The organism is Aminobacter sp. SR38, assembly GCF_014843375.1.
Classification (GTDB): Bacteria; Pseudomonadota; Alphaproteobacteria; order Rhizobiales; family Rhizobiaceae; genus Aminobacter; species Aminobacter ciceronei.
Genome location: NZ_CP062112.1, coordinates 3,429,747 through 3,446,759 on the forward strand (window position 1 = coordinate 3,429,747; position 17,013 = coordinate 3,446,759).

Sequence of the window (17,013 nt, forward strand, 5' to 3'; positions counted from 1 at the left end):
AGACCCAATATGATAAAGGAAGACCATCATGAGTGAACGAAACCACATCGACGGCCAATCGCGCCTGCTCGGCAACCGTTACTCGGGTCGCATTGAAAAGCTGCTAGATGGCTTCGAGCCGAGCTTCGAGTTCAAGGCGCCATTGCCACTGCCGGAAGCCGAATTTGCGGAGCGCGTCCGCCGCATCCGGCGCGAGGCAGTATTGGCTGGCCACGATGCCCTGATTGTGCACACCGGAAGTCTCGGTTGGTTCCATGCCTCGAACCTCTATCTGCGTTACATCTGCGATTGGATGCGCGAAGGCGTCCTGATAATTCCCACCGACAGCGACAAGGAGATGATCCTGGTCTCATTCTTCACGCAGTCGGTGATCCTGCCACCGGGCGGTGAACCGGTAGGCCTCAACCAGATTTGGCAGGTCGGCGCAATCGGCCGCGAATATGCGGATCGCCCCGGCTCCTCTGCCGTCAAGACCGCCGAAGCGGTGACGAAGCTGCTTGAAGACAATGGGCTGAAGAATGCCCAGATCGGACGCCTTGGAGACAGAACGAGCTTGGAGGTGTTTGGCTATCTCGAACATATGATGCCCAAGACGAAGTTCGTCCCGGCTAATGCGATCGTCGACCGCATGCAGAAGATACGTTCGCCGCGTGAGATCGAGATGTCCCGGGCAGCGGCCCAGTTGATCTCGATCGGCACCGAGGCAGCCTACCACGTGACCCGACCCGGGGTAACCGACACAGAGATCTTTGCCGCCTTCACCTTCGCCCAAATGGCACGCGGTGGCGAAACCGGCGATGGCTATCAGATCGGGATCAACGAGTTTGGCACACATTGCGGCAAGCCCTATGGCCATGTCGTCAGGCCTGGCGATCTGATCAACCTCTACATCTCGAACGTGACGTATCGCGGCTATACTGCCCAGACGGCGCGGATGATTGCTGTGGGCAACATCACCGAAAGACAAGAAAAGGTCCTGGCTGCCTGCACCGAAGGTGTCAAACGAGCGGAGAAGCTGATCCGTCCGGGTGTCCTCATGAGCGAGGTCAACAATGCGGCGTTCGAACCCTATATCGAACACGGACTGCTCACTTCTTCGGATGCCCGGACAATGCCCTACAATTGGTCACCGGCCTCAGACGGAGGCGCCCGGCTCGTACCGTACCAATATGTGCCGGATGCGGACTGGGAAGCCCAGGGACGCAAGCTGATGCATGTCTACCCTGCAGTTAACGGCCCGCACAATCCGAACCTCGGGCACTCAGTCGGCATGGCGGGCGGCAGCAACAGCTTCAACGTGTCCTCGCACAATTATGATCGGTTTGAGGAAGGCATGGTGTTTGTCCTTCATACGCAGTGGTTGGAGGCGCAATCGGCCGGCTGCAATGTCGGCGACCTCTACGTCGTGACAGCGGACGGTTTCGAGAATCTCAGCCGGCACACGCCACTGGAAACGCACCGCATCGCGGTCTGATAGTATTCCCGCCGACCCCATGTTCCTCCCCATTGGCGTTGCCCGCGCCGGGTCGGCGGGAGCCGTTCAACCCGGACAGCCGGATCGTGGGTAACCGGACCGTGAAAGGTACCAGCCTCTGGTAGGCGTTGCGACAGTCCGCAAAGCACCGGTGGAAAGGGCTGTTCCGGTCTTCAGGCCGGCGCGTCCAGGAATCGAAAAAGCGTTTGCGAACCCTGCGCCAGCTACCTGTAATGATTGCTTCCGGTGTAACGCTCGGTCCGGAAAAACCACCTTGCCTTGGGATCAGCCTTCAAGACCTTGGATGCGCAGAATGAATGTGGTGAACACGATCTGGCATGCCGATGCCCACGACAACCCAAGGCAACTGCTATCGAAAATCTTCAGAGCCGCGGTTGTCGCGGCACATCCCGAATTGGCTATCCGTAGCCATTTGCCAGTTCGACCCAAGGGCCGAACAATTGTCGTCGGCGCCGGCAAGGGCGCGGCACAGATGGCTGCTGCCTTCGAAAAGCTTTGGGTCGGCCCCTTGGAAGGCTTGGTGGTTACCCGCTACGGCTTTTCGAGCCCGTGCGAACGCATTCGTGTAGTCGAGGCCTGTCATCCAGTCCCCGATGCCTCCGGGATGGAGGCGTCCCGGCAGCTTTTCGAGGCAGTTTCCGATCTCGGCGAGGACGATCTTGTGGTGGCGCTGATCACCGGCGGCGGCTCCGCGCTACTTGCGTCTCCTGCTGCCGGCCTGACGCTTGACGACGAGATTTCGGTCAACAAGGCTTTGCTTGCTTCTGGCGCGCCGATCTCGGCTATGAACACTATCCGCAAACATGTCTCCGCCATCAAGGGCGGTCGACTGGCGGCTGCTGCCCATCCTGCGCGTGTCGTTTCGTTGATAGTCTCGGACGTCCCCGGCGATAACCCGGCATTGGTCGCTTCTGGGCCAACGGTACCCGACGCTACTTCGCGTCATGATGCGCTTCGGCTTATCGAAGCCTATGGAATAGGCCTCCCGGCAACTGTCATGGCGCACTTGAAGTCCGCGGCCGCGGATGCACCTTTGCCGGCAGACCCGCGCTTTATGCTTGATGAAGTGCATGTGATTTCATCCGCAGCCGTAGCGCTAGACGCTGCCGCAGCGGAGGCAAGAAGATACGGCATCGAAGCGGTTATCCTGTCCGATGCCATTGAAGGCGAGGCGCGCGAAGTGGGCAGGATACACGCAGCCATCGCCCGGGAAGTTGCGCAACGCAATCGTCCTTTTTCCAAGCCCGTACTTATTCTCTCCGGTGGCGAGACGACCGTCACGCTATGGAACAAAGGCAAGGGTGGCCGGAACAGCGAATTTCTGCTGGCCTTTGCAATCGGCATTGATGGAATTGAAGGTATCCACGCTCTGGCCGCAGACACCGACGGTATTGACGGTTCGGAGGGCAATGCCGGCGCCTTTGCCAACGCCTCGACAGTGTCCCGCATGCGAGCGCAGGGCGTCGACGCGAACGACATGCTCGCAGACAACGACTCGTGGACCGCCTTTAACGTTGTCGATGACCTTTTCGTCACCGGTCCGACCGGGACCAATGTCAGCGACTTGAGAGCAATTTTGGTTACTTGAATTACGCAATGAGGGTTCTTTACGTTCCGCGGTTCGGCGAACGCGTGGTCGATGCGCCGATTGCTCAGTCTATGGACGATGCGGCGAAGAACCTTATTGGCTTGGGTCATGAGGTCGAAGTTGGCAAGGTGCCATTCGATACTGATCGCTTTGAACGCAGCATGAACATACTGGGGGCTTCAGGTCTTGCCTGGTTGCTTCGTGACGCAGATTGGCGCGGCCAGATCGGCGACGAATACATTAAGACCATCGAGGACGGTCAGCGGTTTTCAGCCATTGAATACTACGAGGCCTTAGAAGCGGACCGAGAGCTTTTCAGGGAGCTTGCTGACGCGTTTCAGGCCTATGATTTCACCCTGACCCCATCGGCCGGCGCGATGCCATGGGCAGCCGATTCGTTCAACCCGCCACATCATGCGCCGTTTACTGCCTTTGCGAACTTGACCGGAGTGCCGGCGATTAGCATCCCGGCCAAACCTGGCCCGACTGGAGTTCCAATCGGATTTCAACTGTTTAGCTAGGGCGGAGTTGATGCGGCTGGTCGAGGAAGTCGGGCCGGATACGATAGGCATCGTCTTCGATACGGCAAACGTGCTGCAGCGCGCCGAGCATCCGGTCTGGGCAGCCAGGCGCGTGGCACCTTGTGTGCGCCAATCCCATATCAAGGACGCGCTGATCGCCTATGATGGTGAAGTGCTCGATTTCCAGAAGCGCCCCTGCGTCGTCGTCGTTGATTTCCGAGCCATCATGCCAATCCTTGCCGCGGCCATCGAGATCGCCCACCCCAAGTGGCTCGAAGGGCATCCTGATCTGTGTGTCGAGGAATATGCTATATGAAGATGGTGCAGGATTAAGCCGCCCGCATCGCCAGCGGTGAGGTCATGGACCGCGAAAGTTTCGCCGCCTGGGCGGTGAATGACTATCACTATGCCGAGACTGTCGACTATCGCCCATGTCAGGGGGTATCTGCGAGGAGCTTGGCCTGCTGGATCTGCCGTCGTCAACGAGTACGGCTGGAAAAAGATCCGCGTACCGCCAGGAAGCGTCGCAGGCACGCGTTACGCCCGCCGACCTGACAGTCATGACCCTGAGACCATGGACGAGAGGCCTGACGAGGGTGAGTGTAAATCGGCCTGGAATAGGAACCCTGCGTCATGTCCCATCAAGGACGTAGCACGGCAATGACGAAGCCGCTCGCTCGCTGCAGCGCTGTCAACGGCACGCTCGCAAGCGGCTTCCTGCTTCTGCCACCAGGATTTATACAGGGATCCGCCATGGACCGGATCGAAGCCAGTTTCGTTCATGCCGAACCCACCAAATACGGTCCCCTACGCTAGAAACTTGTGATGCTTTCATCTAATTTATCTATTTTCGCCATCCCGACATCTTAATAGTAACAGTAAAATATTGCTCGAACTTATTATTTAATATTTCTAGAAATTATATTGTGATCCTCACCACCAATTCCTTGTCTTGGCAGGGTGGCGTGGTGAATTACGACGTACGAAAAATACTTTTAGCCCCTACTTGTTTTTCCGAACCCGAATCAGCAACATCTAGGCATTCCCTACTAGGGATGGCCCAACCTGTAGTGCGGACGGGCAGGCCTTTCGAAAAGTTCAATCTTGCTGATCTCGCCGGATCTTCGCCGGCGGAACGAGGAGGTCTTTGTCATGTCAAACGCAGAAGGAACACGTCGCTTAGACGACGTACCCGCCAGATCTAACCATCCCGAAGTCGAGATGGTTGCGATCGACCGGCTGATCGCCCCCAAAAGGTCATTGCGCAAGGTAACTGAGCGCCATGTTGAATCCGTTGTCCGGTCCATCGGACAATTCGGTTTCATCGGGGCGATCATCGTTGATGAAAACCTTAGCGTAATCACGGGCCAAGTCCGGCTCGAAGCGGCGCGGCGGCTCGGATATGCAGAACTGCCAGTCATCCGGGTTGACCATCTGACTCAAGCACAGATCAGGGCGTATCGCATAGCTGACAACAAACTGGCAGAAGGCGTAGCCTGGGACGAGAGTGCACTTCGTTTGGAGTTCGAAGAAATTTTGGTGCTCGACACTACCTTCGAGCTTGAGCTGACCGGATTTTCAACCGGCGAGCTCGATGTGGTCCTTGATGCCCAGGATGGCAGCGATCCAGCCGATCAGATGGACGTTGCTCCTGCTGATGTCGCGGTGTCTCGGCTCGGCGATCTCTGGCAAGTTGGACAGCACCGCCTGATCTGCGGAGATGCGAAGCTGCAGCCAACCTATGCCACCTTGTTGCGCGGTGAGACGGCGCGGCTCGTTGCAATCGATCCGCCCTACAATGTCGGGATCGCCAGCATCATGGGGCTCGGTGAGACCAGGTATCGCGAGTTTGCCGAAGCGTCGGGCGAGATGAGCCCCGAGCAATTCCAAACTTTCCTGGCTACGAGTTTGTCAGCCATGTCCGAGCATCTGGTACGTGGCGGGCTCGTCTATTCCTTCATGGACTGGAAGCACATCGAGACCTTGCTCGCTGCGGGACGCGGGCTTGATTACGAGCTGCTCAACCTGGCTGTCTGGAACAAGATGAAGGGCGGCATGGGAAGCCTGTACCGCTCCGCCCATGAACTCTGCGCCGTGTTCAAGAAACCCGGTGCTTCCCACCTCAATAATATTGAGCTCGGCCGTCACGGCCGCAATCGAACAAATGTCTGGGATATACCCGGGTTCAGCAGTTTTGGTCGGGAGCGGAACAAACGCCTTGCCGATCATCCGACGGTCAAGCCGGTCGAACTGATCGCTGACATCATCAAGGACGCCTCACGACGTGGCGACATCGTAATCGACGGCTTTTGTGGCTCCGGAACGATGCTGATCGCCGCAGAAAAAACCGGCCGCGTTGCGCGCTGCGTCGAACTCGATCCGCAATATGTCGACGTTTCCCTGCGGCGCTTTGAAGAGCGGTTCGGCATTGAAGCGGTGCACGCTGAGACCGGTCTTGGTTTCCACGAGATGAGTGAGATGCGTCGCGCCGAAAACACTGGCCAGACAGTTACCACCGAAAATGTAGATACTCGCACTGGCCACGGCAGTTCGGCGGTCGCTCCTGCACAGCAAGCTGGCTTGGCGGAACTGAACGCTCCCGCGCCGCGCCGCCGCCGTGTTCCGCCCTGGCTCATGGAGCCGAGTGTCGTTACCGGCAAGGTCGTGGGAGGTCGGGCATGAGTAGGCCATCGCGAAGCGACCCCACCGGCAATCCTGTCCGTCCATCTCAGGATGCAGCAGCGCCGCGGCGACGTCGTCCGCCGCCGCAGATGGCCGTTCCTCGCCCCCCTGACGAGGCTCCATCCAACATGCCGCCTGTGCCATCGCAACCCGCGAGCAGCGGTAACAGCTCCAGTGAGCCTTATGATGTCGGCTATGGCAAGCCGCCAAAGGCGACGCAGTTCAAACCGGGAAGAAGTGGCAACCCCAAAGGTCGGCCGAAAGAAGCTCGCTCAATGAAGGCGATTGCGCTCCGCGAGTTTACACAGTTGGTGGAAATCCGTGACGGTGATGGAACCCGCAAGATCACCAAGCGTGAGGCATTGATCAAGTCGTTGATGGTGAAAGCCCTCAAAGGCGACCTCAACGCGATAAAGGCGCTGATCGCCATCGCAGGCGAGAATACCGAGCCGGAATTCGATTCCGTTCATGAGCAGGTTCTTTCACCCGCTGACCAAGCCCAGCTCCGGCATCTTCTCGGTGACGCAGCACTCGATATGTCGATCGGTCCTCAAAGCAGAAAGCGAAAGGACTAAATTGATGAGCGGCGTTCAGCCAACGTTCGGTGCCGTGCAAAACCCGTCGCAGTTTCTAGCGGAACTGCGACGGAGGTCGCTCAGCGCTTTTGTGGGAAGTGTCTTCGGCGAACTCAACGGCGACGGCTATCAGCCCAATTGGCATATCGACGCGATCGCCTGGCATCTCGAGGAAGTCGAACGTGGTGCCTTAAAGCGTCTCATCATCACACTTCCACCACGTCACCTTAAGTCGTTCGCCGCGTCTATTGCATTCCCCGCCTGGGTCCTTGGCCGAGATCCGATGCGCAAGGTGATATCCATCTCCTACTCGCAGGACCTGACGAAGAACCTTTCGAACGAGTTCAGGCGTGTTCTGGATCTGCCACTCTACGCCCGTCTTTTTCCAAACACCCGGCTGAGCAAGACCAAGAACACTGAGATCGAGCAAAAGACCACTTCAGGCGGGTTTCGTTATGCCACCTCAGTTGATGGAACACTCACCGGGAGAGGCGGCGATATCATCATCATCGACGACCCGATCAAGGCGGGCTCGGTGATGTCAGACGCCGAGCGTACTGCGGTCAACACCTGGTATCACAATTCCGTTGTGTCGCGCCTCGATAGCAAGAAAGACGGCGCGATCGTTATCGTCATGCAACGCCTCCACGAAAACGATCTGGTCGGTCACCTGACCGAACGCGAGGACCATGGCTGGACGGTCTTGAACATCCCAGCGATTGCCAATGTTGATACGATCTACCGTACTGGCAATGGCCTCAACAACCGTACTTATCACCGCCGGGCCGGCGAACTGATCCAGCAAGACCGAGAGGGCCGGGACCATCTCGACGCTTTAAGACACGATATCGGTACCCATCAGTTCTCTGCACAATATCAGCAGGAGCCGATACCACTGACCGGCAATCTGATCCGACGGGACTGGTTGAGGAGCTACAGTACCCCGCCCAAGCGAGAAGAGTTCGATTTGATCGCACAAAGCTGGGATACCGCTTCGAACGCAGAAGAACAGAACGACTTCTCAGTCTGCACGAGCTGGGGCGTCATAGGACAACGGCTCTACCTGCTCGATCTGTGCCGTAAGAAGCTCGAATACCCCGATCTGCGCAAAGAGGCCTTGCGACTAGCGCGTCAGTTTCGGCCTGGTATCATTTTGATCGAGAGGGCCGGAACAGGGTTCGCGCTTCTCAAGGATTTGCCTCAGGGCTTCCAGGGTGCATTCCTCCCGAGGAGTACTCCTCGGGGCGACAAAGTCACTCGCGTCGCGGGTGTGTCGTCGCTTATTGAGCAAGGCAGGGTGCTCATCCCAAAAGACGCCTTGTGGCGCGGCGAGTTCCTGAAAGAGGTCCTGGCCTTCCCTGGTTCGCGGCACGACGACCAAGTCGACAGTATGGAGCAATTCCTGCGCTACATGCAGTCGCTCGGCAATCGTATTCCAAAATTCGATGCCACAGGTCAGCGTGTCCGTGAAAGGCGCAGCGTGATCAACCGGCGCTGAGGGCGGCTATCGCGGACGGATGTTCGGCGCGCTCACGACCGACCGGCAGGTGTGATCGCTGATTTGCGGGCCAACGCATCAAGCGTCGCAACAGCCACTTCGAGCTCTGGCTGACCGAGCTTGGCAATCAGCTCGCGTGCGACAACCACCAGATCCTCGCCGTTGGCCGGACCCGTTGTCCCGAGATCGTTGAACAGCTCTGTCGTTGACACGTTAAGCACCGCGGCCATCCGCTCTATTGTGGCTACTGACGGCCAGTTCAGTCCCCTTTCGATCATCGAAATCCCATCGACACTGCGGTCAAGTGCCGCCGCGAAGTCGTTCTGTGTCAGCCCACGCAGATCGCGCAGGGTTTTGATCCGACGTCCGAGTGCCTGTTTGAGCTCCATGAGCCGTATCATGAATGCGGGCCATTCGACTTAGAACCGAGCTAACATGCGGAATTGACTTGTAAATCGTATCTATAGTACGCCAATGTCCACTCCAATGATGCTTACGATCCGGCAAGACGCCCGGACCATTGGAGAACGAATCATGGGTGCTTCCAACGACCTGACCGCATTGCTCGTCGTCGTCTGGCTCTTCGGACTGATTTTTGTCTTGGCGAGCCTCATCAGACCAGTGCCGCCGTTTCGATCACGGATGCAGGCACTGTTCTTAGGGCTGCCTGGCATCCTAGTCGGGCCGTTCGTCCTTGCAATCGCCCTGGGTTGGGCCCCGAAACCTCGGCACCCGGACAGCGTGCCAGCGATTGCGACAGCTCAAGAGCCTCAATCAGCGAGTCGGGCGCCGGAAGAAACCGGGCCCTCCCCATCGGCACCCAACGGTGCCGTAGCAACGACAACCACAACGAACCCTGGTGGCCCTTCAGCCCCTGAAATTGTCGGCCTCACCCATATCAATAAGGCCTTGGGTAAACGCGTGACCTACAGCCAAGCTCGAACACGGGTGCTGGTAAGCCAAGATGTCCCGGCAGGTGCTTGGTCGATAAAGGAGGTCTCGACCAAAGTGATCTGCTTTGTCGACGGCAACAACGCGGTCTTCTTTACCATCGGCGAGCGCTTCATTGCCGCCAATGGCAAAGCTCGTCAGTTTGTTCGCCACAAGGCTGGCGAGGGCATCGTGTTGGCAAATGACAAGGTGGCACCGGTCGAAGAACTCGAACGCGGGACACATACGAAGCTCGTCGACGCTGTGATTGACGCCGGCCTTGCCCTTTGCGGGCAAAAGTCGGTCGACGAGATCAGCAATTCGGTCGAAGAGGCGGCAGAGGCACCGCCAGCGGCCGCCCAGCCGGTCGCATCTCGAGACAATGAAGTCCTGTTGAACGCCGCACTTGCGATCAGGGGCGCCGATATCTGCGGCTACGACTTTAATGCGGCCTCCATGGTCGATTACCTGCAGGAGCACGACGTCGACCAGGAGGCGTTCACCACCAAGGTCGAGCCATATCTGGTGATCGCCAACGGCATCCTAAGTAGCGGTAACAAGAGGTTCTGCAAGAAGGATTTCTTGCAGAAGTTCGGGCCTGAGGGGTTTGGCTTTATCGCAGAGCGGTAGCGGGCGCGGCTTGGTGGCGTGACTTCTTCGACATCGTTAGTGCCACCCCCAATCAGCCCACGCCGGACATCAGACCGCAGGGTCCAAGGGCCGAGAAATGAGCGGGATCGCCAAACTGCGGCGATCCGCCTGCACCAGATTGCATAGGCCAAAGAGCAGTCTTTCCAGGCAGGCAATGATATGAAGCGATCTTTGCACCGCTTGTCACCTCGAACACTCAGATTGGTAGCCGGCTCGAAGCGACCGCGATGGAGCTTGGCCCGTACCAAATCGACGGCTGTAGTGAGCCTGCTGATGTTGTTGTCGGCAGCGACAGGCTATTTCGGGTTTGATCAGAGGCCGTCTGCTCATCTCAACATCCCAGTTCAGCCGCTTGTCGGCCGAGCTTCGGTTGTCGATGGCGATACCATTGAGATCCGGGGTGAACGTATACGCATCAACGGCATCGACGCACCTGAATCAGCCCAAACCTGCACAGATGGAAGCGGCATGAACTACCGATGCGGCGCAGTCGCAGCGGCTGCCCTTGCTGAATATCTCGAACAGTCGTCCCCGACCCGTTGCGAATTCGTCGACCGAGATCGCTATGGCCGCTTTGTCGGCAATTGCCGCCGCGCTGATGGCAAGAACGTTGCTGAATGGCTGGCTCGCAACGGCCACGCGCTTGACTGGCCGCGGTACAGCAATGGGACCTACGCATCTCATCAGAGCGCCGCCAAGAAAGAGCGCATTGGCGTCTGGTCGGGCTCGTTCCAAGCGCCGTGGGACTGGCGCGCCGAACAACGAGGCGAGACTGCTGATTCCGCGACTGTCCTTGTGCCAGAGGAGCCGGCCACGACGACACCGAGCTATGGCCTGGTGTCGTCATCCTGTCGGATTAAGGGGAACATCGCAGCCGACGGCGATCGCATCTATCACATGCCAGACCAGAAATTTTACACCAAGACCAAGATCGCCACGTCAAAAGGCGAGCGCTGGTTCTGTTCAGAAGCGCAGGCGCGACAGGCCGGCTGGCGACCCGCCCGTCAATGATCTTGATAGGCCATGTTCCATGGCTATATTGTCCCCGGCTGTGTGACGAATATTGTGTGCGCATTCGGTTGTTGTTTAAGGCAGCTGTTTGTCTCAACGATTATGCTCGCAAGCCAAGCGATAGCGCAATCAAACGTAGCGAGTCCAGGTGTGCGATTTTTTGTTAGAACTGCCAGGTATGATCCGAATTTTGCGCGCTATGTTATAATTTGAATTATTCATTGACGTTTACGACAACATCTATTGCCATCCGGAATAATAGCAATATTAATGAGAGCTTGTTTCAAGATGGGATGTTGATAGAGGAATGATGCGTAAATTATTCGAGGCGGCCGTATTTATTCTTTCTTTTTCTCTTCCCGCAATTGCTAGCGATTTCGCTGGACCTGCAAGAATTATCGACGGCGACACGATCAAAGTTGGCATGGTCAGTATCAGGCTTCATGGCATCGACGCGCCTGAGGTTGGCCAGCGATGCAAGATGTCAAACGGCAAGAACTGGGATTGTGACGATACCGCCATGGATAGGCTTAGTGACCTGATATCCAAAGGCGTTGTCTGCAAAGGAAAAAAGTACGACGGCTATGACAGGCTCCTAGCAGTCTGTTTCACCCCCGGTGGGACCGACATTAATAAGACCATGGTCGCAGAGGGATATGCTTGGGCCTTCAGAAAATACTCGCTCGACTACGCTTCAGATGAGGAGTCAGCCCGTGGGCAGGGACTAGGTGTCTGGCAAGCCGAGACCCAGGCTCCTTGGGACTACCGCGACATGAAGTGGCAGGTTGCAGCACAAGAAGCTCCAAAGGGCTGCCCCATCAAAGGCAACATTTCTTCCAACGGCAACATCTACCACGCGCCTTGGAGCCCTTGGTACAATAGGACGAAGGTTAGTGTAGACAAAGGCGAACGCTGGTTCTGCAGCGAGAGAGAAGCTTTGGATGCAGGCTGGAGAGCTCCTGCTTGGCGATAAGCGGGGATCGCTATGGCTGCGACGGTTCTGGTATGTTTCGCTTCCGTACCCTGATCTCGATTCTTCGGCGATCCTGAACATCGCCTGTTTGGGCCCCGTCAGTCAGTCTGTCCCCAGGTAGGATGAGTTGTGCGCCAGACATCGGAAGGATCGTAAGACCTTCAAGCTCAGGGACGCTATTCAGCACTTCGGCGACGGCCATCGCTCGCGCAAGACCAAGCCCTGCATTGTCGCCTGGCCGCATCTTTCCGACTGATGTGGTGCCATCGAGAATACCTTTCATCTCGGCATCCAAGTTTGACCTGACCCCATTGATCTTTTGTTCATCGGTATGGCCAATGACTTCGATCACATCGACTTCGTACTTTGTCGCAATTTCTGCGATGCGTTGCGATGTGTCTTCAGCAAGCAACTTCCTGAAACCAGGACTGAGCAAGGCGCTGCCGCTCTCAAAGAAATAGTCCTTGGTTTCGCTAAGGTTGATAATCGGCGGCCATTCGTGTGGCTTTGAATCCCCTTCTGTCGCTCTGAAGGCCTCAGCTTGCCTGATTATCTCGGCCAGCTGCTCCTTCGCTGCAACTTCTGTCGAGACTATGACCTTCTCGCGCAGAAGCTTGATTGCGTCGGTTAGCTTTTCTAGGTCCCCCGTAGTCAAGTCTTGTTCTTGAAGCTTTTCGATCACGGCAGACGCTTCGACCACCTCGGCAGGCGTAATGCCCCCATTTCTGAGTTCGATGATGACTGGGGCGTGCTTGTTGATCTCGTCAAGAGTGAGACCAGTTGCTTTGAGCTGGTCAATATCCCGTTTGGCGATCTCCAACTCGCGCCAACTTTCGTCGATCTCTTTGGGAGTCGCACTGCTTAGGTGCTTGAGTTTCTCGGACAATTGGATGGTTAGCGCCTTCTCCTCGGCCAAAGCGATTTCCAGTGCTTGTTTATCAGAGGCAGTTAGCAGGGCTTTGTCGGCTTGCTTCCGCTCTTTGATGATGATGGCACCAGCCGCTAGCAGAAGGCAGAAAACGAGGAGCAGCATAGACTCGGCCATCGTCAGGCCTAGGATGAGGCCTCGACCATAGCCACGCTGTTCGCTCGAGACAGAAGTGCCCTGAATGCTCATCCTAATGGCCACCACTTCTTGCCATTGCCTTCAATGTTGGGAGCTTGCCCATCGGTTGGACGTGGGGACCATGGCTCTACAATTGGTGTTGGCTCGTTCGCCATGACGTGTGGTGGCGGTGTGGGCGCGGTGGGTGTCAAAGGCACGACTGGCACCGATTTGCGCGTTCCGTTTACAGTTGTGCCAATCGCACTTGGCTCTTCTGCGCCCTGGGCCTTCATGGCATCGTCCAGCGCCCTGCTCAAAGCGGAAACCATATCGTTGTTTTGCTGCTCTAGCTTGCGCGCCATACTGTCAGTGTTCTGCTGAACCTTCGCAGAAGCTACGACCGCCTTTTCCATGAGCAAAATCGACTTGCTCATCGTATCTGTTACCTTTTCGAGGCCAGACATAACCGCATCGAAACGAGCGTTTTGCGCGGTCATTGAGGCTTCATTCTTGGCGATGTAGGCATGCATCGACGTGCTGAGCTCCTTCACCATCGGTGCGAACTCGTTCCTGATAACGGCTTCAGGAAGCATGACGTCATCAATTTTCTTGGCTGCGTTTTCTATGTTCTGAACGATCCCAGTGAGCTTCGAAACGATTTGCTCGAAAGCTGTATCGGCCACACTGCCGAACTTCACCGAAGCCTCTTTCATGGGCCGGATGGCCTCTTCCGCCATCTTTCCCACCGTTTCTGTGACTTGCGTGTTCGTCTGCTCCATGTGCTGGAGCATGTCGTCGAAGCCTTCGGTGATCATCTGCGTGTTGACCCGACGGAAATCGACGAACTCTCGCGAGGTGTTTTCCAGCTCCGCTCTCACGCGCCTCGTCATTGACGCGAGGTCGTGACGTGTTGCACGTTCGATGTCGAGGACGTCTCGGCGTGTCTGGTTGTACAGAATGCGAAGGGAGATGCCGACGATTGTTGATGTGATGGCGATGCCGAAGTTTCTGACAACATCGTCCATCGAACCGTCTGAGGTGAACTGATAAAGCGACACCCCAAGGCTCGAGAGGGTGAACAGAAAACCCATGTAATAGAGATTGTCGCCAGTCTGCTCATCATGGAGGCGTATGCGCCCCGAATACCAGGATAGCCCAAGGTAACCGAGCATCAGAATGATCGGGAACATCATTGAGATAAACGGGTTAAGCCCTGAAAGCTTCGACACCGCAATGAAAACGCACCCGATGAGAGTGAAACCGCCGAAAACGATGAGTGGCAAATTCTGAATGATCGTGGGGGCGGAACGCCTCGCTAGCGCGTCGATTTTCAATTCATGCCCTCCAGTTTCAACGGCTTTTGCCAGCTGCCGTCATTGCCCTCGACCCAGTTCGCCCAAAACGTCACGTGTTCGGCACTATTGAACGATTTCGCTTTTCGATTTACGTACCAAAGCGTAACTTCGACCCCGACGAGGGAGGTCGCATATTCAGTGTAGGCTGGGCTGGACTTGTAATTGGCGTAGTCGATTCCTGATTTATATTGGGAATAGAGTGACGTGTGTTCGATCATGTCAGATGCGACGATGAGCTTTTTGGGTATATTTGTGAACTTGTCGAAGACGGTCAGTTTGATAATTTGTATTCCGGCCATGATAGGCGACTGATCGCCTGACTGCCCGTTCTCGATCTCGCTTTCCACTTTCCCTAGTGGTTCGTTGAACGCATCTTCCCACTGCTTTTGGCGGCGTGCTGGATTCTGCGTCCAGATATCAACCGAGGATCCGTCCCCGGGATTACAGCCATCAAACATTTTGACGAGTTCGCCTGGCTTTGCCGTCAAACCGTATATTTCGAGCAAGCCACCGATTGGGATTGCCTCGGCGACAGTCTTGAATTGGGTCTTAAGGTCAATCATGGTCGTTTTGGTGATTGGATCGGTCGTATCGAATAGGACCGACGTCACTGCGATTGGGCCAGTTGTCGGGCATAGTGATGTCTGGTCCAGCTTCGTTGCGTTTGAAGCTTTGACATAGAGGTAGATGAGTCCGCCACCGAGGCCCGCGGAAAGAGCCAGAATGGCCGCCCCGCCAAGGATCATCCCTGAACCGCCGCTTTTCCGTCTGCGTTTCCTAGACATTTGTGGCCTCCGGATGAAGCTTGTCGAGTTCCCTGAACTCGTCTATGCCGCCTTCACAGACCGCAGCAATGTTCTTGATCTGGTCGGTTAACTCAGCTTGGGCCTTGGTAATCGAAGCTGAGATATCTTTGTCAGAGAGTTCTGCATCGGAAGCGCGTGTGGGCTTAATTCGCTCGAGCTTGTAGGTGTTGTCAAAGTACTTTGGAGCGTCAGTCGTGCGGGCTTTGATGTTGGCGTCCCTATACTTCCTCAGAAGCATGTTAGCCGTCCGCTCGAGTTGATCCTGATATTGTGTAAAGAGCGAAAGCATCTTTGAGCGGTGCGCAATGATCGCATTGTGCTCTCTGCGTCGGCCGCTCAGGCTTTTGATGATGGCATCGACCTTCTCGTTGTGCTCATCACGAACGTCGATGAGATTGTCGATCAGGTACTCTTGGCGGTTCACATATTTCTCGCGGGCAGCAATCAGGCGTTTGTGGACGCCTGCGTACCCAAGATAGGGGTCTCGCAGGTACCAGCCATCGATAAACGCGATGATCGAAAAAATCACGCCTGTTCCAAATAGTAGCCAGGACTTGATGTCGGTGAGTCCAAACGGATCATTTCGCATCCTGGCGATTGCCTGCACTCCGGCTTCATCGAAGAAGGTTCCTGAGATTTCGCGATAGTGCGCGAGCAACAGATTCAGGCTAACGGCAAAACTCACGTAGACGAGGATGGAAGCTAGGCCAATGAGCTTCAGGAACCATGACCTATGAGCCGTTAGGCTGACGCAAAATAGCGCTAGAATCAGTGTGAAGCCGATATTGAGGAACGAAAACGCTATCGCCTCGACAATACCGCCGACAACGCCCATCTCGCTCCCTTTAGCAAGGAAGAAGCCGTTCGCGATAACCTCAAACAGAAATACGAGGATGAGGACGGAGATCTTGAAGAACATGACCGATCCCTCAGACACTCGAGGGGCACGTGTAATGCGATGCGTCTTTTGGAAATGGTCAAAGTCCTTTTCGGCAGCATCTAGCCCGCGCCGGAGCCCATGGAGCTCGTTGCGTCCCTTTACGATCTCCGCCTTAAAGTCCGAGACGCCTTCGGCGCTTGTCTTTTGGATATCCGAAAACTGACCTTGGAAGTCGAGGCTGGCGAGCCTCTCTGTAAAGAGATGCAACTGGTCTTCAAGGTTATGATGCGCAGCATTCTTTGCATCCTGTATCTTTCCGACGATGGAAAGTTCGAAATCGTCCAAAGATTTGGCGCTTTTCGATGGCTGATTTTGCGCGCCACGAGCTTCACCTTCTTCTGCGAGTTGCATGTCTCTTGTGACCCGCTCGACGTCGAGACTGGGAAAGATCTCGGTATTCACCACGTAGTCGTGGCTGCTCTCCCGAAATTTTTCAAGAAGCCCGTTAAGTCCGCTAAAAGCTCTCGCCAAAACCTGCCCCCTGCAGTGCACCCAATGGGTTCTATTAGCATGTCATCTTGCACTGGCAACGGGCTAGACTGCATGAGAAAATACGGCCAGCCCGTACACCGCATCAGGCTCGACGGCGTGTTAAGGGGTTATTTTGCCTGTCCCCAGCTACACACCGTCCGCTCCCAGTTGCTAATGTTGAGATCGACGCGCATCGGGGCAGACTCTCGAAGAGCCCAAGCCCCCCCCCGATCAGTTTCCTCCAAATGATAACCGCGCCCGCTGCATCCACACCTTTCACTTGAAAGACCGACTTCACGATATCCAGACCGATCGTCGTAGCGTTGACCATCTAAGCTCTCCTCCAGCTCTGGCCCTGCGGCTATAGCCGAAAGGTGGAGGAGAGCCGTCCACTGCATCAGGAGCGGACAGGCAGCTCTTAGCTAGAGCTGCACAGACAGCTTCTGATTACCAGCCAACCCCATTTCGACCG

General features: G+C 56.2%; 14 protein-coding genes and 1 pseudogene. 10 read left to right on the forward strand and 5 right to left on the reverse strand.

From position 1 onward, the window contains the following. Positions 1–28 precede the first annotated feature (28 nt). The 7 genes and pseudogenes from IG197_RS16755 (at position 29) to terL (ending at position 8,359) form a co-directional block, all read left to right on the forward strand. The gene (locus IG197_RS16755; protein ID WP_192313516.1) at positions 29–1,474 is read left to right on the forward strand and encodes a Xaa-Pro peptidase family protein; all 1,446 of its coding nucleotides are present in this window, start codon (positions 29–31) and stop codon (positions 1,472–1,474) included. A gap of 313 nt (positions 1,475–1,787) precedes the next feature. After that, complete coding sequence (locus IG197_RS16760; protein ID WP_192313518.1) at positions 1,788–3,083, forward strand: glycerate kinase; 1,296 nt, start codon at positions 1,788–1,790, stop codon at positions 3,081–3,083. Positions 3,084–3,091: 8 nt separating this feature from the next. Further along, positions 3,092–3,604, forward strand: a complete 513-nt coding sequence (locus IG197_RS16765) for an amidase family protein (protein ID WP_192313520.1) — start codon at positions 3,092–3,094, stop codon at positions 3,602–3,604. A 4-nt stretch (positions 3,605–3,608) separates the two neighbouring features. Next, positions 3,609–3,914 (forward strand): annotated as a pseudogene (locus IG197_RS16770) (sugar phosphate isomerase/epimerase); the annotation flags it as partial. Between the two features lie 842 nt (positions 3,915–4,756). After that, positions 4,757–6,286, forward strand: a complete 1,530-nt coding sequence (locus IG197_RS16775) for a DNA methyltransferase (protein WP_192313524.1) — start codon at positions 4,757–4,759, stop codon at positions 6,284–6,286. Between the two features lie 128 nt (positions 6,287–6,414). Beyond that, positions 6,415–6,861, forward strand: coding sequence for a DUF5681 domain-containing protein (locus tag IG197_RS16780; RefSeq protein WP_192313527.1), 447 nt, complete (start codon positions 6,415–6,417; stop codon positions 6,859–6,861). A 4-nt stretch (positions 6,862–6,865) separates the two neighbouring features. Further along, positions 6,866–8,359: a phage terminase large subunit gene (gene terL, locus IG197_RS16785; RefSeq protein ID WP_192313528.1), complete on the forward strand. Its 1,494-nt coding sequence runs from the start codon at positions 6,866–6,868 to the stop codon at positions 8,357–8,359. A 32-nt stretch (positions 8,360–8,391) separates the two neighbouring features. On the opposite strand, the gene IG197_RS16790 is transcribed toward terL, so the two are convergent. Beyond that, entirely contained in the window at positions 8,392–8,748 is a 357-nt protein-coding gene (locus IG197_RS16790) for a helix-turn-helix domain-containing protein (protein WP_192313531.1), read from the reverse strand. A gap of 145 nt (positions 8,749–8,893) precedes the next feature. On the opposite strand from IG197_RS16790, the gene IG197_RS16795 reads away from it, so the two are divergent. The 3 genes from IG197_RS16795 to IG197_RS16805 all read left to right on the forward strand — a co-directional run bounded on the left by IG197_RS16795 (position 8,894) and on the right by IG197_RS16805 (position 11,924). Beyond that, complete coding sequence (locus IG197_RS16795; protein WP_192313534.1) at positions 8,894–9,919, forward strand: hypothetical protein; 1,026 nt, start codon at positions 8,894–8,896, stop codon at positions 9,917–9,919. 255 nt (positions 9,920–10,174) lie between these two features. Continuing rightward, positions 10,175–10,951, forward strand: coding sequence for a thermonuclease family protein (locus IG197_RS16800; RefSeq protein ID WP_246765170.1), 777 nt, complete (start codon positions 10,175–10,177; stop codon positions 10,949–10,951). 307 nt (positions 10,952–11,258) lie between these two features. Then, positions 11,259–11,924, forward strand: a complete 666-nt coding sequence (locus IG197_RS16805) for a thermonuclease family protein (RefSeq protein WP_246765171.1) — start codon at positions 11,259–11,261, stop codon at positions 11,922–11,924. Between the two features lie 10 nt (positions 11,925–11,934). Here the strand turns inward: IG197_RS16805 and IG197_RS16810 are convergent, their stop codons facing one another. The 4 genes from IG197_RS16810 to IG197_RS16825 are packed head-to-tail and all read right to left on the reverse strand — an operon-like array spanning position 11,935 to position 16,472. Continuing rightward, a complete protein-coding gene (locus IG197_RS16810) occupies positions 11,935–13,041 on the reverse strand; it encodes a hypothetical protein (RefSeq protein ID WP_192313536.1) in 1,107 nt (368 codons plus the stop codon). Beyond that, positions 13,038–14,303, reverse strand: a complete 1,266-nt coding sequence (locus IG197_RS16815) for a hypothetical protein (RefSeq protein WP_192313539.1) — start codon at positions 14,301–14,303, stop codon at positions 13,038–13,040. The genes IG197_RS16810 and IG197_RS16815 overlap by 4 nt, the downstream gene beginning before the upstream one ends. Continuing rightward, the gene (locus tag IG197_RS16820) at positions 14,300–15,109 is read right to left on the reverse strand and encodes a hypothetical protein (RefSeq protein ID WP_192313542.1); all 810 of its coding nucleotides are present in this window, start codon (positions 15,107–15,109) and stop codon (positions 14,300–14,302) included. The genes IG197_RS16815 and IG197_RS16820 overlap by 4 nt, the downstream gene beginning before the upstream one ends. After that, the gene (locus tag IG197_RS16825) at positions 15,102–16,472 is read right to left on the reverse strand and encodes a hypothetical protein (RefSeq protein WP_192313545.1); all 1,371 of its coding nucleotides are present in this window, start codon (positions 16,470–16,472) and stop codon (positions 15,102–15,104) included. Before IG197_RS16825 ends, IG197_RS16820 begins: the two co-directional genes overlap by 8 nt. Positions 16,473–17,013 lie beyond the last annotated feature (541 nt).